The organism is Streptomonospora nanhaiensis, assembly GCF_026642255.1.
In the GTDB taxonomy this organism is placed as follows: Bacteria; Actinomycetota; Actinomycetes; order Streptosporangiales; family Streptosporangiaceae; genus Nocardiopsis; species Nocardiopsis tropica.
This window is the reverse complement of record NZ_CP113264.1, coordinates 514,423-532,168: the sequence shown is the minus strand read 5'-3', so window position 1 is coordinate 532,168 and position 17,746 is coordinate 514,423. Positions and strand designations below refer to the sequence as shown.

The window sequence follows — 17,746 nt, the reverse complement described above, 5'->3', positions numbered from 1 at the left end:
CGCGCCTCTCGGCTGGGCTGTCCGGCCGGTCTCGGTCACACGCCATCGGTGCCCGACGGGCACCGGTCAGGAGAAACCTGTAGGGAAGGGTACTTCACCCGGGGTTGGACGCCGGGGCCCCTCGACCGGTTCGGCGTTCCGGGGAGAAGACACCGGTTCGAGACCTCCCCTGGTGGGGGCCAGGGGCCGCACCGCCGTCCGCCCTTGCCATGCGGGCCTTGAAGGCGCAGGTCAGCGGGGCATCAGCAGGCCGGCGAGGCCGTCGCTGGCCGAGGCGCCCGCCAGGGAGAGTTCGATCACGTTGGTGGCGACGACGTGGTTCGCGCCGATCCGGGCGAACTCCACGACGTGCGGCTGCTGCTCGTGCTCCTCCTGCGCCAGCTCGTCCCGGTAGATCGCGTAGACGATGCGCTGCGAGGGCGCGCTGGGAACCGTGTGGCAGGCGAACAGCAGGGTGTCCGGCTCACGCTCGGCGACCTGGGCGACGACGGCGTCGGCGAGGCGGTCGAAGCCCGGGCCCTGGCCGTCGGCGAGCGTGTAGATCGTGATGACGCCGCGCAGCTTGGCGGGCGGGGCCTGCCGGGTCGGCGGACCGTCGTAGTAGTCGTCGTAGGGGTCGGCGTTGCGACGCTTGCGGCGCACGGGCTCCTCCGGGAGTTCGTCTTCGGTGTCCTCGGCCACGTCGTCGTAGTCGTCGTAGTAGTCGTCGTCGTCGTAGGGGTCGCGGCGGGGGCGCGCGACCATCGCGGCGGCGCACCACAGGGCCGCGACCGCGCCGAGCATCAGCAGGGGCCCGACGAGGCCGAGCCCGAACCGGCCGACCAGCACCGAGAGCACCGTGGCGAGGGAGACCAGGCCGAGCACCGCCAGGTCGGCGTTGCGGTGGGCGGAGGCGCGCCTGGCCACCGCGACGACCGCGGTGACCAGCAGGACGGCGGCGACGACCTGTGTGACGTTGACGAGCGAGCGCGGGATGAGGTCGTAGTGGTCGCCCAGGGCGGGGAAGGTGTCGCCGAACCGGGTGCTCACCCGGTCGACGGACAGCACCACCAGGGGAACGATGGTGAACGCGCTCAGCAGCAGCCGCGAGGTGAACACGCCGCGGGGAGATCGGACGCCGTACTCGAAGGCGCCCCAGGCCATGTAGAGCGGCCCGAGGAGGCTGATACCGATCTGGAGCAGCCGGAAGGTGAGTTCGCCGAAGTCGAACATCGCCCCGATCACGGCCGCGCTGAGGCCCACCGTCATCCCCAGTGCCGCGACGAGCCACCCGATCGCGGCCACACCGGGACGGCGTTGGGCGTACGCGGCGAGCGCGGCGGTGGCGCTCCAGCCCACCAACGCGCTTATGAATGCCAGTCCTACCGTCACCATCCCGACAATGATGCTGCACGCCAACGGGTGGATGTGCACTTTGACCAGAATGGCGGGGGCAGTTTCGGGGAAGATCCCGCAGAGTGGGGCCCACAACAGGGATTTACACTGTGAGCTTCATCACCTGGTTTGTCACCGCATCCCAGCGGCCCCGCACGACCCGCGGGTGGTCGTAGGCTCGCACTACGCGGGGCTCGCCACCCCGACACCGGAGGGCCGCCTCCCCCACCCAAGCCAGGAGAGAACCGTGTCATACGACGCCGTGTCCCCGACTCCGGTCGGTCCGGGGGCCGCCTTCTTCGACGTGGACAACACCCTGATGCGGGGCGCCTCGATCTACCACTTCGCCCGGGGCCTGGCGGCCCGCGACCTGTTCACCACGCGCGACCTGATGCGTTTCGCGTGGGGGCAGACGGTCTTCAGGGTCACCGGGAGCGAACAGCCCGAGCACATCAACGCCGCGCGCGAGGCCGCCCTGGCGTTCGTCGCCGGCCACGACCTGGCCGACCTGGTCACCCTGTGCGAGGAGATCTACGACGACACCATGGCCGACCGGATCTGGGAGGGCACGCGCGCGCTGGTGCAGCGGCACCTCGACGCCGGCGAACCGGTGTGGCTGGTCACCGCCACCCCGGTGGAGCTCGCGCAGATCATCGGGCGGCGGCTCGGCCTGACCGGCGCCCTCGGCACGGAGGCGGAGAGCGTCGACGGCGTGTACACGGGACGGCTCAACGGGGACCTCCTGCACGGGCCCGCCAAGGCCGTGGCGGTGCGCGCGCTCGCCCGCAAGGAGGGCTGGGACCTGGCCGCGTGCTCGGCCTACAGCGACTCCTCCAACGACCTGCCGCTGCTGTCCCTCGTGGGACGGCCCCACGCGGTCAACCCCGACGGGGACCTGCGCCGGTACGCGCGCACGCACGGTTGGCCGGTCCACGACTTCCGGCGGCACCGGGCCGCGCTGAAGGTGGCGGTCCCCGCGGCGGTGGCGGGCGCGGTGGCGGGCGCGGTCGCCATGCGCGCGGTCAGACAGCGCAGAGCGGTCTGAGGCGAAGCGGGAGGCTCGCGGCCGGGCGGGACCGCGCGTCACGGCCCCCGGAGGCGTCCACGACGGCCTGCGCGCGGCGGGCACGGGCCGCAACGGGGTCGCGGGGACCGCGGCGGAAGCCGCCCGGACGGCGGTCGGGGCACGCGGAGGACGACCGGGGCGGGTCGGGGAGACGGTGGGTGGGCCCGGGGCTCCGGCGCGGGGACCGCGGCTGCACGCCCAGGGCGGCGGGGCCGCGGGCCGGGAACCGCTCGGGGCCGGAACGGCGGGGGTCGGCGGGTCCCGTGCGGAACGGGCGCGCGGACACCGTGGGAGGGGGGCTCAGCGCCCCAGCGTGGCCCGGGCGAGCGCGAGCACGTGGACCGGGCGCAGTCCGTGCCGCGGCGAGGACGACGCGCGGCTGTGCGCGTAGGACTCGAAGGCCTCGGCGGAGGAGTACGCGGGGGACCAGTCCAGCACCCGCTCCAGGGAGTCGGAGTCCATCCCCGCGGTGTGCAGTCCCGCGTGGACGGCACGCGTCGTGCTGGAGCTCGCGTAGCCGATGCGGCCGTGCTTGGCCAGGCCGCTCAGCACCTTGAGGCCGCGGGCGGGGACCGGCAGCCGCTGGCCGCCGACGCGGCGCAGGCACTGCGAGAGCGGCACGGGATCGGCTCCGGCCACGTCGAAGAAGCCGGTCCCGTCGCTGAGCGCCATGCGCACCAGCGCCTCGGCGCCGTCGTCCTCGTGCAGGAAGCGCACCCGCGGGTCGTTGCCGAGCACCGTGGGCACGAGGCGCGAGTCGAGGTAGCGGGTGAGGGGGGTGTCGGCCGAGGGGCCGATGAGGTTGGCGAACCTCAGGAGGGCCACCGAGAGGTCGGGGCGGCGGCGCTGGAGGCCGCGCGTGTGGCGCTCGACCTCGGCCGCGTCGTCGGCGTCGAGGGTGGCGCTGGAGCGCACCACCAGGCGCCGGACGGAGGTGGAGCGCTGGGCCGCGCCCAGCACCCGCATCGTCCCCAGGAGGTTGTCCTCCCGGTTCGGGGCGCCCTCGGTGTCCAGCCCGAGGTGCAGCACCAGCTCGGCACCGGAGTCGGTGACGATCCGGTCGAGGCTCCCGTCGTGCAGGTCGACATGGGCGTACTCGATACCCCGCGTGTCCTGGGGCGGCGGCGACGAGTCGGCGCCGATCACCCGGCGGACACCGGGCTCCTCGCTCAGGGTCTGCGCGACCCTGGCGGCAAGGGGGCTGGACACCCCGGTGACGAGTACGACACGAGCCATGGCGACACGTTCCTTGGAAGGAGACGGGAGCTGTTCCGGGAGGTCCGCGGACCGTTCACCACGAGGGTGAGCCGGCGACCGCGACCCGTGAGGCACAACAGCGCCTCACCCAGAAAATTCCATTGCGGCGGCAAAGCGCGCGCAAAGGGGGAAGGTGTCTCCGCGTCCGGGACGAGCCGGGGGCACGCCCACGCCCGCGGAGAGACGACTTCGCCGCGACCGTTCCTACTTCTTGTTGCGACGCGCGATACGCGTGCGCTTGAGCAGCTTGCGGTGCTTCTTCTTCGCCATCCGCTTGCGACGCTTCTTGATGACGGAACCCATGGGATCACCTTCTCGCTCACGATGAGTACGGACATGCCGAACCGCTGGGCGGTGAAAACCGGCAAGGGGTTCGGATGCGGCTGCTGGGCCCGCTGGCACCGACGCGCTCAGGGCGCGGGGTGGCCGATGCGACCGGGGCGTGCCCCGGGAAGGCCGAACGCCGGAAAAGCGCACGCCTACCGCACCCGAAGCACCAGCTTACCGCTACGGGTACGCGCTCCGTGTCACGCCCCGGGCACCGACGGCTCGTCGCGGTACAACTCGGCGGCCGGCTCGGCGTAACTGACGCTGGCCAGCCGCTGGTCGGCGAAGGTCAGGGACGTGACGCTCGCCAGATTGCACTCGCGCAGGTCCGGCCGGTGCCAGAGCCTCTTCGCCTCGGCGGCGCGGCGGACCATCCAGATCGGCAGCTGGTGGCTGACGAGCACCGTCTCGCGCCCCCAGGCCGCACGGCGGGCGACCTTGACGGCGGAGACCATCCGGGTGACGATCTCGGAGTACGGCTCCCCCCAGGACGGCAGGAACGGGTTGTAGACGCGGCTGAACACGCGGGGGTCGCGCATCGACCTCCGGGACAGCGCCATCCCCTCGAACTTGTTGGCCGACTCGATGAGCCGGTCGTCGAGGGTGACCGGGAGGCCGAGCATCTTCTGGAGCGGGACGGCTGTCTCCTGGGTCCGGTCCAGCGGGGAGGAGAACAGCGCGGCGATGTCGTGGCCCTCGAACCACTCCGCGGCCATCTCGGCCATCTGCCGGCCCCGCTCGCTCAGGTGGAAGTCGGGAAGCCTTCCGTAGAGCACCTTGTCCGGGTTGTACACCTCTCCGTGCCGCAGCAGGTGCACGACGGTCGTCGTCGTCATCGTGTGAGTCTTTCTTTCGGGGTCATGGGGCGGACCGCGGGGGGTCAGCCCTGGGCCTCTGCCGCTGCCTGGGCCGCTCGGGGCAGTGCCGAGACCACCCTGTCCACGGCCGCCTCGTCGTGCGCGGCGGAGAAGAACCAGGCCTCGAAGGCCGCGGGCGGCAGGTACACGCCCTGGTCGAGCATCGCGTGGAAGAACGCGGCGAACACGCCCGTGTCCGTGGTGCGGGCGCTGTCGAAGTCGACGGCCTCCCGGTCGGTGAAGAACACCGTGAAGAGGTTGCCGCCGCCCTGGACCCGGTGGACGACCCCGGCGGCGTCGAGCGCCCCGGAGACCTCCGCCCGCACCTGCGCGGACACGCGGTCGATGTGCTCGTACACCTCGGGGGTCGCGCCGCGCAGGGTGGCGAGCCCGGCCGCGGTGGCGAGGGGGTTCCCGGAGAGGGTGCCCGCCTGGTACACGGGGCCCCCGGGGGCCAGCCGGTCCATGATCTCGGCCCGTCCGCCGAACGCCGCGGCGGGCAGGCCGCCCCCCATGACCTTGCCGAAGGTCATCAGGTCGGGGGCGACGCCCTCCAGGCCGTACCACCCGGACGCGCTGACGCGGAATCCGGTCAGGACCTCGTCGAGGATCAGCAGGGCGCCGTTGGCGTGCGCGATCTCCTTGAGGCGGGCGTTGAACCCGGCCCGGGGCGGGACCACGCCCATGTTGGCGGGGCAGGCCTCCGCGATGACGCAGGCGATGTCGTCGCCGTGCTCGGCGAACGCCCGCTCGGCGGCCTCGGCGTCGTTGTAGGGCAGCACCAGGGTGTCGGCCGCGCTGGCGCCGGTCACGCCCGGGGAGTCGGGGAGCGCGAACGTCGCGAGACCGGAGCCGGCGGCGGCCAGGAGCGCGTCGACGTGGCCGTGGTAGTTGCCCGCGAACTTGACGATCTTGCTGCGGCCGGTGAATCCCCGCGCGAGGCGGATCGCGGACATGGTCGCCTCGGTGCCGGAGTTGACCAGGCGGACCTTCTCCACGGGGGTGCGGCCGACGATCAGCTCGGCGAGCTCGACCTCGCCCGGCGTCGGCGCCCCGTAGGACGTCCCCGCGTCGACCGCCGTGTGGAGGGCGTCCACGACGGCGGGGGCGGCGTGCCCGAGGATCAGCGGTCCCCACGAGCACACCAGGTCGACGTACCGGCGGCCGTCGGAGTCGGTGAGGTAGGGGCCCTCGCCCCGGACGAAGAAGGGCGGGGTGCCGCCGACCGCGCCGAAGGCGCGCACGGGCGAGTTCACGCCACCGGGAACGACGGCGGCTGCCCGCTCGAAGAGCTCTGCTGAAGTCTGTTGAGTACCCACCTCACCAGTGTGTCAGCTGTGCCCGGTCACGGAACCGTGACCCGCCTCCGAGGTCAGGGGCGCAGGACGGCCCCGACGAGGAGATGGACCCGCGTCCCCGGATCTCCCCCGGGCGGAAGGCGTTCCGCCCGCGCACAGGCGTCGCGGAGTCCGTCCGAGAAGTCCTCGAAGCGCGTCCCGCCCTTGCTCCACCGGGGCAGGAGCGCCTTCAGCGCTCCCGCGGCCCGGGCCCCGTCGACGAGCGCGGACCGGTGGTCCTTGAAATGGAGGATGAGCCAGGTCTCGAACGTGGGGGTGGAGTGGGCGGCCTCGACCCCGGAGCGCCGGGCCTCCGCGACGAGGGAGGCGACGTCCTCTCCGTCGGTGTCGAACACGGCCCAGATCTGCGTGTACTCGTCCCGTCCTGCCTCGGCCGCGCTCCGCACCACGATTTCGCGCTGGGGATGCTTGGACCTGCGCACGTGCAGCGTGTGCATGTGCACGTCGGGGTGCCTCTTCATGCCGTCGAAGCAGGCCTTCTCGGTCCCGCCCTCGCAGACGACGAGGTAGACGCGCCGTTCCTCCCGGTGGGGGCGGCGGCGTTCGAGCCTGGTCTCTCGCTCCCTCTTGGCCCTCTTGCTCACCGGCGTGCCGCCCCTTCCCCGTCCTCGGCCGGGTGCCGTTCCCTCCTGGCGAGGGCCTCGCGGAACAGCTCGTCGTCCACGTCGGGGACGGCCCCGTAGCGCCCGGTGAGGTAGCGCCTGGCCCGGTTGTCGTCGCCCCTGGGCTTGAAGTCGCTGAGCGGGTAGAGGGACGTGCGGCCCTCGCCGTCCTTGTCCACGAACCAGATGTGGTCGCGCTTGAGGACCTCTGCTCCCCGGACCCGTCCGAGGAGTGCGGCGTCGTGGCTGGTGAAGACGAGCTGTGCGCCCGCGGGGTTCTGCTCCTCGTCCTGGAAGAGCGAGATCACCCGGGCGGAGAGGTAGGGGTGGAGGCTGGCGTCGATCTCGTCCACGACGAGTACCCCGCCGCGCTCCAGGACGCGCTGGGCCTCGAAGCCGAGTGCGGCGAGGGCTCTGGTCCCCCTGGACTCCTCCTCCCATCGCAGGGGGCGGTCGGGGGCCGTGCCGCCGTGGTTGAACACAGGCGTCGGCGGAAGGTCCCTGCGGGGGCGTCTGCCCTGCGGTTCGACATCCCCGTCCTGGGCGAGCCGGGCCTTCAGCAGCTCACGGAAAATTCGCTCCGTAGAGGTGTCACGTGTTCCCTGCTGACGGCTCAGGGCCCGGTCGAGGAGGTCGATCGGTTCCTCCTCCCTGAGCTCGACGCTCCGGATACCGGTGTCGGCGGACCTCAGGAGGTCGGACAGAGCGTTCAGTGCGTCTTCGGGAACCCCACCGCGCCGCAGCCACAGGGGGCGTCCGGGAAGACGTTCCGCCGCGAAGACGAGGCGGTCGGAGAACCACCGGTAGACGGGGTCCACGACCTCGTTCGAGGCCCGGGCGGCAACGGTGAGGAAAAGGACGTTCTCCCCGGTGATCTCCGCGACCTGCCGCAGCTTCCCCGGAGCGTGCTCCCCGAACTCGAAGTCACTGCCCTCACGCTCGAAGACGACCCGCTTGCGCTGTTTCGGATAGCTGTAGAGCCACTCCTCGGTCACCCTCCGGTCGTCGATCGCGAAACCGTAGGTGTACCGGACTCCGTCGGCCTCGAGATCGACCACGAACGTCGTGGGCTCTCCCCGGGCCCCGCCCAGGGCGAAGGGATGGCGCCGCATCCCCGCTCCCGGCTCGTTGTCCCGCATCGACCAGCGGACCGTGTCGCGCATCAGCGAGAGGGAGTCCAGGATGTTGGACTTGCCGGAGGCGTTGGCGCCGAAGATCCCCGCGACGGTGGAGGCCTCCCAACCGGCCTTCTCGGGGCGGGCGTCGTCGTAGACGGGGGTGAGGAGGAGTTGCTGCTCGTCCCGGATGGACTTGTGGTTCTCGACGCGGAAACTCAGCAGCATCGTGGCCTTCTCCCCCATTTTTCAGTGGCTCGACCGCGTTCTGCGTGGAATACCCACACACGCCAAGCATGCCACGACCCCGTGGCCGCGAACATGGACCCCGTCGACGGGCGCGGCTCCCCCGCTTCGGGGGCCGGGCGCCGTCCGCCCCCAGGGGTTCTCCGCCCCTGGCCCGGACCCCGGGCACACGTGTGCCCCGTCCCGGGGCGGGACGGGGCACGGTGAGGAAGGGTCAGGAGCGCGCGTAGGTGTTGCCGGACGCCGGCTCCGCGGGCGCTTCGGCGCCCTCGGCCCGGACGAGGGGGCGGAGGCGCTCGGTGGCGGCGATGCGGTCGACGACCGCGGTCATCGGGCGGGCCATGGCGAGGGAGGCGAGGGTGGCGACGGCGGCTCCGACGAGCAGGCCGACGGTGACGTCGTGGGGGTAGTGGGCGCCGACGAAGACCCGGGAGAAGGCCTCGAGGACGGCGAACACCACGGCGACGACGGCGAAGCGGCGCCAGGCGACGACGACGGCCGCGGCGGCGGCGCCGGCGATGGCGGCGTGGTTGCTGGGGAACGACCAGTCGCCGATGGGGTCGCAGGTGGCGATGGTGGTCAGGTCGGTCATGGCCTGGCAGGGCCGCAGCTGCTCGAAGAACGACTTGACGGTGCGGCTGACGGCGTAGGCGACGACGGTGGCGACGGGGGCGAACAGCGCCAGGCCGACCGCGCGGGAGCTGTGGGACCTGGCGCGCCACCAGGCGGCGAGGAAGAGCACCGCGAACACGCCGAGGAAGAGGTCGGTGCCCAGGTAGGCGGCCTGCTGGACCCAGGGGTCGAGGCCGGCGGTGAACTCGATCACGGCCCGGGACCAGGCGGCACTGACGGCGAAGATCTCGGAGACCATCTCTCTCCAGAAGAAGTCGTACGGGGAGGGTCGCGCGCGAGCAGGGGGAAGGGCCGGGCGACGTCCGGTCGGCGGGTGACGGGACTCCCACGAGGTGATGACGGGAAGGTCCTTATCCTGTCATCAACTTCGACCGTTCAGGGCCGGAGAGGCGGCCCCACAGACGAAAGAGACGTTCCGGACCGACGAAAGAACTCCGGGCGCCGGCGGGTAGCTTCGACGGTGCCCGCCCACGACCCGAACCGGAGCCGACATGACCCCCGACTTCTCCACCGCGGACCTCGTCGACGACCACGGCGACACCCTGCGCAGCTGTTCCACGCAGTTCCGCCGGTACGGCGGGCGGGCGGTCTTCTCGGGCCGCATCCGCACCGTCAAGTGCCACGAGGACAACGGCCTGGTCAAGCAGGTCCTCGACACCCCTGGTGAGGGGGCGGTACTGGTCGTGGACGGCGGCGGCTCGCTCCGGTCCGCACTGATGGGCGACATGATCGCCGCGGCGGCCGTGGAGAACGCGTGGGCCGGCGTCGTCATCCTCGGCGCGGTGCGCGACACCAGGGCCCTCGGCGGTCTCGACCTGGGGGTCAAGGCCCTGGGATCCAACCCCCGCAAGTCCGCGAAGGACGGCGCGGGGCGCCTCGACGTGCCGGTGGCCTTCGGCGACGTCGTGTTCGTCCCGGGCGAGTGGCTCTACAGCGACGAGGACGGGATCGTGGTGAACGCCACGGAGATCTAGGACGCCCCCGGGCCCAACAGGACGCCGACGGAGGGGGTCCGTCCGATGACCCCCTCCGCCGGTTTCTCCCGGCGCCCCTCCCCTCAGACCTCCCGGGCGCCGAACCCGCGCACGGCCAGCGCGAGGAGGGCGGCGGTCCCCACGAGGGTGCTGACCGCGGCGGGCAGGAAGTCGGTGACCGGCGCACCGTCGGGCAGGGCGGCCTGCGCGGCGAAGAGGGTGGTGGGCGACCACTCCCCCACCACCGGCAGCTGGCCCAGCAGGACGAGCAGGACCAGTGCGGCCACGGAGAACCCGACCGTGGGCAGGAGGCCGCCGGCCCGACCGGCGACCAGCGCCGTCACCGCGACGGCGAACACCAGGAACAGCCCCGTGAACAGCGCGCCCGCGAGGGTGGCCCCGAGGGGGAGCTCCCCGATCAGCAGCAGCGTGGTCGCCCAGGCGGCCACGGCGCCGGCCGTGTACGCGGCGACGGCGGCCATCGCGGGGACCGCGAAGCGCGGCAGCACCAGCGCGGCGGGACCGGGGACCCGGACCCGGTAGAACGTCGAGCGGCCGACGCTGCCGTCCAGCGCCAGGGCGCCCGCGGCCACCAGGAGCACGAACAGCACGCCGAGGATCTGCGCGTTCTCCACGTAGGAGCCGAGCGCGGCGACCGGGGTGGCCTCCGGCATGAGGTCCGCCATGCCGGTCTGGACCCCCTCCACACCCTCCATGGCCGCCAGCAGGTCGGGCAGGAGGAACACCAGGACCGGCGAGGCCGCCCCGAAGAAGACGAAGAACGCCATGAGCCCGGCGAGGGTGTGGGTGCGCGTCATGCGCCGGATCTCGTTGCGGTAGAGCGCGGTGTTCATCGGGTGCTCCCGTCGGTGGCGTCCGTCGAGGTGAGGGAGAGGAAGGCCGACTCCAGGTCGGCCTCGTAGCCGTTCATGGAGACCAGCGGGACGCCGTGCTCCACGAGCGTGCGCGGGATGCCGGTCTCCCCGTGCTCGGCGGCGACGGCCTCGACGAAGACGAGGTCGGGTTCGGCCTCGACGGGGGTCGCCCGGGTCACCCACGGTTCGGCGGAGAGGAGCTCCACGACCTCCCGGGCCGTGCCGCGGACCCGCACGTGCCAGGCGCTGGGGCGTCCGCGGTCGGCGATGTCGGCGACGGGCCCCTGGTAGACCACCCGCCCCCGGACCAGGACGGCGACGTCGTCGCACACCCTCTGCACGTCGCCGAGCAGGTGGCTGGCCAGGATGACCGTGCAGTGCTCGCGGAGGGAGCGGATGAGGGCGAGCACGTCCACCCGCCCCCGCGGGTCCAGCCCGGAGGCGGGCTCGTCCAGGATGAGCACCTCGGGCCGGCAGACCAGTGCGGCGGCGAGGCCCAGCCGCTGCCGCATGCCCCGGGAGAAGCGGGCGTTGCGGCGGTGCGCGGCCTCCGTGAGGCCGACCCGCTCCAGGGCGAGGGCCGCGTCCTCCGGGGTGACCGGGACCCCGGCGGCCTCGGCGCTGAGGACGACGACCTCGGCGGCGGTGAGCCAGGGCTCGAAGTCCGGGACGTCGGGGCAGAGCAGGACCCGTCCGCCCGCGGTGTCCACGCGCACGTTCCCGCTCCCCGCCCTCCTGAGCCCGGCGAGGACGGAGAGGAGCGTGGTCTTTCCGGCCCCGTTGGGGCCGACGAGTCCGAAAACGGTTCCGCGCGGAACGGAGAGGTCGACGTCGAAGACTCCCGCGCCGTTTCCGTAGTCTCTGGTGAGTTTCTCGGTGGTGATCACAGGCGTGCCGTTCATCGGCGTCCGTGTGTCCTTTCGGGGTCGGGTCGGAATCGGGTGCGGAGCGCGGCGGCGCCCGCGACCCCCGTCCGCGCTGCGGGGACGGTCGGGGCGTCGGGTGAGGTCAGCGGCGGATCCGGCACGGTCGGCGCGCCGGCGTACCGCGAGGTCCCGTCCGCCGGAAAGGCGGTGTCCACCGAGGGGGAGGGGACTTTCCCGTGTTCGCCGAGGCCGTTCTCCCGCGCTTTTCCCCTCCGCCGCCTGCCTTTCACGGAGAACATTAGGGAAAGGCGCGGAACGGCCGCATCGACCGTGCGGCACGGTGCGGTCATGGCGTTCTCCGCGTCCGGGGCATGCCGGAGGTCATGGCCGGAACGTGCTCCGGACATGACCCCGGGCCACTCCGCCCACCGTCGGGGCGTGGCTACGCTCGTGGGATGAACACGTCCGGTTCGCTCCCCGACCTGTCGGCCTGGGTCACCCTGTACAGGGACCGCCCGCCGCGCATGCTGCAGCTGCTGTTCTGGGGTGCGACGGGGATCGCGCTCGTGCTCCAGACCATGGGCCTCGTGTTCGACATGGGCCTGGCGGACGAGCCGCCCGCGCTGAGGGCCATGGTGTTCGCCAGCTTCGGCGCGGCGGTCGCCTCGTGCGCGCTGTGGCCGTTCCTCGCCTGGTCCGCGGACTCCCCTCCGCTGCGGCGGGCGGCCAGCGTGGTCTTCCTGGTGCTGACCGTGCTGTGCCTGATCACGAACAACTACACGATGTTCCTGCTGGTCTGCGTGGGGACGATGAACGCGGTGGCCGTGTTCGGCCTCCTCGGCGGGGTCGGCTACGGAGCCTCCGTCTTCGCGCTCAGCGTGGTGCTCGCCCTCTTCCTGCCCGGGGTGGTGCCGCTCTGGGCAGGGCTGGTGATGGGGACGAGCCTCCTCTTCATCGTGGCCGTGTCGGGCATGGCCTTCGTGGGGCTCGTCGTCGCCGGGGAGCGCGCCGAGCGCACCACGGCCCTCCTCGCCGAGCTGGAGGAGGCCCACGAGGACCTGCGCCTGCGCGCCGCCCGGGTACGGGAGCTGACCGTGGCCGAGGAGCGCGCGCGCATGTCCCGGGAGATGCACGACAGCACCGGCCACTACCTGACCGCGCTCGCCATGTCCCTGTCCAACGCGCTGCGCTTCCGCACCGCCCGTCCCGACCGGGCCTGGGGCGAGGTGGAACAGGCCAGGGAGCTGGCGGGCGAGGCCCTCACCGACACGCGCAGGTGGGTGCGCGCGCTGCGACCGCTGCGGCTGGAGGGGCGCGCGGGGGTGGCCGCCATGCGCGCGATGGCGGACTCGTTCGACGGCGGGGGCATCCGCATCGCCTTCACCGACGCCGGCGACTGGCCGGAGCTGTCGGAGGAGGCCGAGCTGGTCTGCTACCGCGCCCTCCAGGAGGGCCTGACCAACGCGATGCGCCACTCGGGCGCGGACCTGGTGGAGGTGGAGGTCGCGGCGGACCCCGCCGGGGTGGCGGTCACGGTGGCCGACAACGGCGCCGGGGCTCCGCAGGGGGCGGCGCTCGGCGGGTTCGGCCTGCGCGGGCTGGCGGAGCGGGTGGCCTCGGTCGGGGGCGCGTTGGAGGCCGGCGACGGGGGCGGGGCCCGCGCCCCTGGCACGGAGCAGGATACCGGGGGCGGCCGGGCCGGGGACCCGCTCCGGGAGGGCGCGGGGAAGGACACGGGGACGCGGCGGCAGGGCTTCCGGCTCCGGGTGTCCGTCCCCGCGCTGCGCACCGAACGGGAGACCGTTCCGACCACCGCTGGAGGCACCGCGTGACCACCGTCTCGGTTCTGATCGTCGACGACCAGATCCTGCTGAGGCAGGGCCTGCGCAAGCTGCTGGAGATCGAGGAGGGCATCGACGTGGTCGGCGAGGCGGCGAACGGGGTCGAGGCCCTGGAGTTCCTGTCCTCGGCCGTCCCCCTCCCCGACGTGGCCCTCGTGGACGCCCGCATGCCCCTCATGGACGGGGTGACCCTCATCGGCCGCATGCGCGAGGAGTACCCGGGCGTTCCGGCCGTCGTGCTGACCACGTTCGACGACGACGAGCTGATCTTCGGCGGTCTGCGCGCCGGGGCCCGCGGCTACCTGCTCAAGGACGTTCCGCCGGAGGAGCTGGTCTCGGCGCTGCGCCGCGCCTCACGGGGGGAGACCGTCCTGGGCGGGCCCGCCGCCCAGCGGCTCGTCGCCGCCCTGGACCCGGCCCGGGCCCCCTGGGCGGGGCCCGCCACCGGGTCCGCCGCGCCCGCCGCGTCCCCGCTGTCGGAGCGCGAGGAGGAGGTGGCGAGGCTGGTGGGGACCGGGGCCACCAACCGGGAGATCGCGCGGACCCTGTTCATCACGGAGGGGACCGCGAAGAACCACGTCACCAGCATCCTGCGCAAGCTCGGCCTGCGCGACCGGACGCGGCTGGCGCTGTGGGTGCGCGAGCGCGGAGGGGCCTGATCCCGCCGCCCCGGGACGGCGGGGCGCCACGGCCCGGGGCCCCGTGCCCCGGGCCGCCGTGTCGGTGCCGGGCCGCGTGCGTCAGCCCGAGAACTCGGCGCTGGCGTCGGCGAGGATGCCGAGCACCGCGATCGGGTCGGGGAGCGGGACCGGTTCGCCCGCGTCGAGCGGTGTGCGGATCCAGGTGACCCGGCTGCCCGAGGGCAGCAGGGACGGCGCGCCGAGGACGAAGCTGTCCCGGCAGTGCCAGCGCAGGCCCGGCATCTCCTCGACGTCCTCGGGCACGCAGTCCAGGTGGCAGGACCACCACTCGTCCTCGTCGACCGGGGAGCGCGTGGCCACGAAGAACAGGTAGCGGGAGGAGTCGACCGCCGCGACCGGCCCGGCCGGGACGCCCGAGCGGCCCATCCGTGCCAGGGCCATCACGCCCGCCTCGCGCGGGACGTCGAACACGTCGAAGACCCGGCCGGTCGGCAGGATGACGTTGGCGTCCGGGGTGGCCGTCCACCAGCGCCGGAGGGTGGCGGCGTCGGTGCTGGCCTCCACCCCCCAGGCCATCGTGACCGGGTGCGCCGCCGGGTCCGGACAGCCCATCCGGTCGCAGCTGCACGCGCGGTCCTCGCCCGGCGCGGCGCCGCGCGCGACCGGCCAGCCCAGCCGCGCGTAGCGCAGGGCCGCGTCGAGCATGCTGTCCGTCGCATGTCGGCGCCTACGTCGGTACAGTACGTCGGCCATGGGGCCTCCCCGGTGGTCGTGCTCGGCTCAGGCGCGGCCTCGGTCCGGGGCCCCGCGCCCGGCGACCGCGACCGGGGCGAAAGGCCTGGTCGCGCTACCGCAGCAGGAGTGCCGCCTCGGTGGCCCAGTACGTGAGGACCTGCTCGGCCCCCGCCCGCCGGTACGAGGTCAGGGTCTCCACGATGGCCCGCTCGCGGTCGATCCAGCCGCGCTCCGCCGCCGCCTCGATCATCGCGTACTCACCGCTGACCTGGTAGGCCGACACGGGTACCGGGGACGCCTCCGCCACCTTGGCGACGATGTCGAGGTAGGCCAGGCCGGGTTTGACCATGACCATGTCGGCGCCCTCCGCGACGTCGAGGGCGACCTCGCGCAGGGCCTCGCGGACGTTGGCGGGGTCCTGCTGGTAGCCGGAGCGGTCGCCGAACTGCGGGGCGCCCTCGGCGGCCTCACGGAAGGGGCCGTAGAAGGACGACGCGTACTTGGCGGCGTAGGCCAGGATCGGCACCTGCCCGAACCCCGCGCGGTCCAGCCCGGCGCGGATGGCCGCGACCTGGCCGTCCATCATGCCGCTGGGCGCCACGACGGCCGCCCCCGCCTCCGCCTGTGCGGCGGCGACGGACGCGTAGCGCTCCAGGGTGAGGTCGTTGTCGACGTGCCCGCCGGTCTCCAGCGGCCCGCAGTGGCCGTGCGAGGTGTACTCGCACAGGCACAGGTCGGCCATGACCACGAGGTCGTCGCCGACCTCGGCCGCGAGGTCGCGCAGGGCCGCCTGGACGATCCCGTCGGGGTCGTCGGCGCCCGAGCCTCGCTCGTCCTTGTGCGCGGGGATGCCGAACAGCATGAGGCCGCCGACCCCGGCGGCGGCGGCCTCGTGGGCGGCCTTGCGCAGGCTGTCGCGCGTGTGCTGCACCTGGCCGGGCATCGAGGAGATCGCCACGGGTTCGGTGATCCCCTCCTTGACGAACATCGGCAGGACCAGGTTGCGCGGGAGCACCCGGGTCTCGGCGACCAGGCGACGCAGCGCCGGTCCACGGCGCAGGCGGCGGGGACGGGCGGCGGGGAAGGCGGCGTCGTTTCCGGATGCGGTCATTGCGGGCTCCCGTACGTGGGTTCGCGGGGTGGACGTGTGGTCTGGGCCCGGCCTCCCGGGGCCCCGCGCGTGCGGGGCGGACCGTGGACACCGTCGGTTCGGCACCCCCTGCGGCCGGGGGCACCGGCCTGCACGGCGTCCGACCGCGTGGGCGGTCTACAGTTTGCGTCGGCGTCCGCGGCGCTTCTGGCTGGGCTTGAGGACGGGCTTGCCGGACTCGACGGCTTCGCGGCTCCTGGCGGCACCGTACTCCGAGAGGGCCCGGGCGAGGGCCGAAACCGAGGCTTTGGGAGCCACCACGTCGACGCGCAGGCCGAACTCGACGGCGGTCCGCTCCGTCTCCGGGCCGATCACCGCGATGACGGTGGTGTTGTGCGGCTTGCCCGCGATCCCCACCAGGTTGCGCACCGTGGAGGAGGACGTGAACATGACCGCGTCGAAACCACCGCCCTTGATCGCCTCCCGGACGGGCGCGGGCGGGGGGGCGGCGCGCACCGTGCGGTAGGCGGTGACGTCGTCGGTCTCCCAGCCGAGGTCGGTCAGGCCCGCGACGAGGGTGTCGGTGGCGATGTCGGCGCGGGGCAGCAGGACCCGCTCGATCGGGTCGATCTCGTCGTCGTAGGGCGGCCACACCGACACCAGGCCGGCGCTGGACTGGGCGTCCTCCGGCGGTGTCAGGTCGGGCTGGATGCCGAACTCGCGCACAGCGTCGGCGGTGGCCTCCCCGACGACGGCGACCTTGACCCCGGCGAACGCGCGCGCGTCGAGGCCGTAGGACTCCAGGCGCTCGCGGATCGCCCTGACCGCGTTGACGGAGGTGAACGCCACCCACTGGTAGCGGCCGGTGACCAGCCCGCGGACGGCGCGCTCCATCTGCTGCGGGGTGCGCGGCGGCTCCACCGAGATGGTCGGCACCTCCTCCGGCACCGCGCCGTAACCGCGCAGCTGGTCGGACAGGGCCGCGGCCTGCTCCTTGGTGCGGGGCACCAGGACGCGCCAGCCGAAGAGCGGGCGCCCCTCGTACCAGGACAGCTCGGGCCTGCGCGCGGCGCCGGGTCCGACGATCATGAGCGCGGGCGCGGTGGCGTGGTGGTTCTTGGCGTCCTTGGCCTTCAGGTCGGCGACCAGACGGGCCAGGGTCGAGGTGACCGTGGTCTGCCGGGTGGTCCCGCCCGCGCGCACGACGGAGACCGGGGTGCTCGCGGGCCGGCCGCCCGCGACGAGGGTCTTGCAGAGCACGTCGAGGCCGGGGCCGCGGTGTTCGGGCGGCTCCTCGGCGGGGGCGTCTCCGCCCATGATGACCAGGGTGGCGTCGCTCGCGGCGGCCTCGTTCCAGTCGACCTCGGCCTTGCCGTGCGGGCGGGCGTTGAGGATCCGCACCTCGGGGACGCCGTCGCCCATCAGCGGAAGGCCCGCGAACGTGGGGACGGAGGTGACGGCGGAGACGCCCGGGGCGACCTCGACCTCGACCCCGGCCTCCTCGCAGGCGGCGACGAGGTCGGCGCCGCGGCAGCCGAAGAACGGGTCGCCGGAGTACAGGCGCACGACCCGCTGCCCCTCGCGGGCGCGGGCGACGGCGAGGGCGTTGAGGTCTCCGCCGCACTCGTCGGCCTGGAGGACGGAGACGCCATCGGAGCAGTGGGAGAGGAGTTCCTCGCGGAAGCCCGCCAGCTCCTCGGCGGCGGGCTCCCGCAGGGTGACGACCACGTCGGCGCGCCTCAGCAGCTCGGCGCCGCGCAGGGTCAGCAGATCGGCGCCGCCCGGACCGGTCCCGACCAGGGCGACGTGCCCGGACCGGGCGGCGGCGCGGGGCTCCTCCGGCTGGGAGTTGGCGTTGGCGTTCACGTACTGGCTCCTCTGTGTGGTCG

General features: G+C 73.4%; 17 protein-coding genes. 4 read left to right on the top strand and 13 right to left on the bottom strand.

What is annotated here, in order from left to right:
• Nucleotides 1–231 precede the first annotated feature (231 nt).
• Nucleotides 232–1,374, bottom strand: a complete 1,143-nt coding sequence (locus OUQ99_RS02415; protein ID WP_267947779.1) for a putative quinol monooxygenase — start codon at nucleotides 1,372–1,374, stop codon at nucleotides 232–234.
• A 247-nt stretch (nucleotides 1,375–1,621) separates the two neighbouring features.
• On the opposite strand from OUQ99_RS02415, the gene OUQ99_RS02410 reads away from it, so the two are divergent.
• A complete protein-coding gene (locus OUQ99_RS02410; RefSeq protein ID WP_267947778.1) occupies nucleotides 1,622–2,419 on the top strand; it encodes an HAD family hydrolase in 798 nt (265 codons plus the stop codon).
• A gap of 321 nt (nucleotides 2,420–2,740) precedes the next feature.
• Here the strand turns inward: OUQ99_RS02410 and OUQ99_RS02405 are convergent, their stop codons facing one another.
• The 7 genes from OUQ99_RS02405 to OUQ99_RS02375 all read right to left on the bottom strand — a co-directional run bounded on the left by OUQ99_RS02405 (nucleotide 2,741) and on the right by OUQ99_RS02375 (nucleotide 9,073).
• Entirely contained in the window at nucleotides 2,741–3,676 is a 936-nt protein-coding gene (locus OUQ99_RS02405) for an NAD-dependent epimerase/dehydratase family protein (RefSeq protein WP_267947777.1), read from the bottom strand.
• 225 nt (nucleotides 3,677–3,901) lie between these two features.
• Nucleotides 3,902–4,000, bottom strand: a complete 99-nt coding sequence (locus OUQ99_RS02400; RefSeq protein ID WP_017621272.1) for a 30S ribosomal protein bS22 — start codon at nucleotides 3,998–4,000, stop codon at nucleotides 3,902–3,904.
• A 224-nt stretch (nucleotides 4,001–4,224) separates the two neighbouring features.
• Nucleotides 4,225–4,860 carry a histidine phosphatase family protein gene (locus OUQ99_RS02395; RefSeq protein WP_267947776.1) on the bottom strand — a complete coding sequence of 212 codons (636 nt, stop codon included), beginning with the start codon at nucleotides 4,858–4,860 and terminating at the stop codon, nucleotides 4,225–4,227.
• 44 nt (nucleotides 4,861–4,904) lie between these two features.
• Nucleotides 4,905–6,200: a glutamate-1-semialdehyde 2,1-aminomutase gene (gene hemL, locus OUQ99_RS02390; protein ID WP_267947775.1), complete on the bottom strand. Its 1,296-nt coding sequence runs from the start codon at nucleotides 6,198–6,200 to the stop codon at nucleotides 4,905–4,907.
• A gap of 53 nt (nucleotides 6,201–6,253) precedes the next feature.
• Nucleotides 6,254–6,823: an RloB family protein gene (locus OUQ99_RS02385; protein ID WP_267947774.1), complete on the bottom strand. Its 570-nt coding sequence runs from the start codon at nucleotides 6,821–6,823 to the stop codon at nucleotides 6,254–6,256.
• Entirely contained in the window at nucleotides 6,820–8,184 is a 1,365-nt protein-coding gene (locus OUQ99_RS02380) for an AAA family ATPase (protein ID WP_267947773.1), read from the bottom strand. Before OUQ99_RS02380 ends, OUQ99_RS02385 begins: the two co-directional genes overlap by 4 nt.
• A 232-nt stretch (nucleotides 8,185–8,416) precedes the next feature.
• Nucleotides 8,417–9,073, bottom strand: a complete 657-nt coding sequence (locus tag OUQ99_RS02375) for a phosphatase PAP2 family protein (protein ID WP_267947772.1) — start codon at nucleotides 9,071–9,073, stop codon at nucleotides 8,417–8,419.
• A 253-nt stretch (nucleotides 9,074–9,326) separates the two neighbouring features.
• Here OUQ99_RS02375 and rraA point away from each other — a divergent pair, with 253 nt between their 5' ends.
• Nucleotides 9,327–9,809 (top strand): ribonuclease E activity regulator RraA, encoded by a 483-nt coding sequence (rraA, locus tag OUQ99_RS02370; RefSeq protein ID WP_267947771.1) that lies wholly within the window; start codon nucleotides 9,327–9,329, stop codon nucleotides 9,807–9,809.
• A gap of 83 nt (nucleotides 9,810–9,892) precedes the next feature.
• On the opposite strand, the gene OUQ99_RS02365 is transcribed toward rraA, so the two are convergent.
• Entirely contained in the window at nucleotides 9,893–10,663 is a 771-nt protein-coding gene (locus OUQ99_RS02365; RefSeq protein ID WP_267947770.1) for an ABC transporter, read from the bottom strand.
• Nucleotides 10,660–11,586, bottom strand: a complete 927-nt coding sequence (locus OUQ99_RS02360; protein WP_267947769.1) for an ABC transporter ATP-binding protein — start codon at nucleotides 11,584–11,586, stop codon at nucleotides 10,660–10,662. The genes OUQ99_RS02365 and OUQ99_RS02360 overlap by 4 nt, the downstream gene beginning before the upstream one ends.
• Before the next feature lie 419 nt (nucleotides 11,587–12,005).
• Here OUQ99_RS02360 and OUQ99_RS02355 point away from each other — a divergent pair, with 419 nt between their 5' ends.
• Together OUQ99_RS02355 and OUQ99_RS02350 are read left to right on the top strand one after the other, a co-directional pair.
• On the top strand, nucleotides 12,006–13,382 hold the full coding sequence (locus OUQ99_RS02355; RefSeq protein ID WP_267947768.1) for a sensor histidine kinase: 1,377 nt from the start codon (nucleotides 12,006–12,008) through the stop codon (nucleotides 13,380–13,382).
• Nucleotides 13,379–14,050: a response regulator gene (locus OUQ99_RS02350; protein WP_267947767.1), complete on the top strand. Its 672-nt coding sequence runs from the start codon at nucleotides 13,379–13,381 to the stop codon at nucleotides 14,048–14,050. Before OUQ99_RS02355 ends, OUQ99_RS02350 begins: the two co-directional genes overlap by 4 nt.
• A gap of 81 nt (nucleotides 14,051–14,131) precedes the next feature.
• On the opposite strand, the gene OUQ99_RS02345 is transcribed toward OUQ99_RS02350, so the two are convergent.
• The 3 genes from OUQ99_RS02345 to OUQ99_RS02335 all read right to left on the bottom strand — a co-directional run bounded on the left by OUQ99_RS02345 (nucleotide 14,132) and on the right by OUQ99_RS02335 (nucleotide 17,723).
• Nucleotides 14,132–14,785 (bottom strand): bifunctional DNA primase/polymerase, encoded by a 654-nt coding sequence (locus OUQ99_RS02345; protein ID WP_267947766.1) that lies wholly within the window; start codon nucleotides 14,783–14,785, stop codon nucleotides 14,132–14,134.
• A 94-nt stretch (nucleotides 14,786–14,879) separates the two neighbouring features.
• Nucleotides 14,880–15,878 carry a porphobilinogen synthase gene (gene hemB / locus OUQ99_RS02340; RefSeq protein ID WP_267947765.1) on the bottom strand — a complete coding sequence of 333 codons (999 nt, stop codon included), beginning with the start codon at nucleotides 15,876–15,878 and terminating at the stop codon, nucleotides 14,880–14,882.
• 156 nt (nucleotides 15,879–16,034) lie between these two features.
• On the bottom strand, nucleotides 16,035–17,723 hold the full coding sequence (locus tag OUQ99_RS02335) for a uroporphyrinogen-III synthase (protein ID WP_267947764.1): 1,689 nt from the start codon (nucleotides 17,721–17,723) through the stop codon (nucleotides 16,035–16,037).
• Between the last annotated feature and the right edge of the window lie 23 nt (nucleotides 17,724–17,746).

Bases quoted from the DNA above. Each gene is read 5' to 3' on its own strand.
- OUQ99_RS02415 (WP_267947779.1), bottom strand. From the start codon at position 1,374: ATGGTGACGGTAGGACTGGCATTCATAAGCGCGTTGGTGGGCTGGAGC.
- OUQ99_RS02405 (WP_267947777.1), bottom strand. From the start codon at position 3,676: ATGGCTCGTGTCGTACTCGTCACCGGGGTGTCCAGCCCCCTTGCCGCC.
- OUQ99_RS02400 (WP_017621272.1), bottom strand. From the start codon at position 4,000: ATGGGTTCCGTCATCAAGAAGCGTCGCAAGCGGATGGCGAAGAAGAAG.
- OUQ99_RS02395 (WP_267947776.1), bottom strand. From the start codon at position 4,860: ATGACGACGACGACCGTCGTGCACCTGCTGCGGCACGGAGAGGTGTAC.
- OUQ99_RS02380 (WP_267947773.1), bottom strand. From the start codon at position 8,184: ATGCTGCTGAGTTTCCGCGTCGAGAACCACAAGTCCATCCGGGACGAG.
- OUQ99_RS02375 (WP_267947772.1), bottom strand. From the start codon at position 9,073: ATGGTCTCCGAGATCTTCGCCGTCAGTGCCGCCTGGTCCCGGGCCGTG.
- rraA (WP_267947771.1), top strand. From the start codon at position 9,327: ATGACCCCCGACTTCTCCACCGCGGACCTCGTCGACGACCACGGCGAC.
- OUQ99_RS02365 (WP_267947770.1), bottom strand. From the start codon at position 10,663: ATGAACACCGCGCTCTACCGCAACGAGATCCGGCGCATGACGCGCACC.
- OUQ99_RS02360 (WP_267947769.1), bottom strand. From the start codon at position 11,586: ATGAACGGCACGCCTGTGATCACCACCGAGAAACTCACCAGAGACTAC.
- OUQ99_RS02355 (WP_267947768.1), top strand. From the start codon at position 12,006: ATGAACACGTCCGGTTCGCTCCCCGACCTGTCGGCCTGGGTCACCCTG.
- OUQ99_RS02345 (WP_267947766.1), bottom strand. From the start codon at position 14,785: ATGGCCGACGTACTGTACCGACGTAGGCGCCGACATGCGACGGACAGC.
- hemB (WP_267947765.1), bottom strand. From the start codon at position 15,878: ATGACCGCATCCGGAAACGACGCCGCCTTCCCCGCCGCCCGTCCCCGC.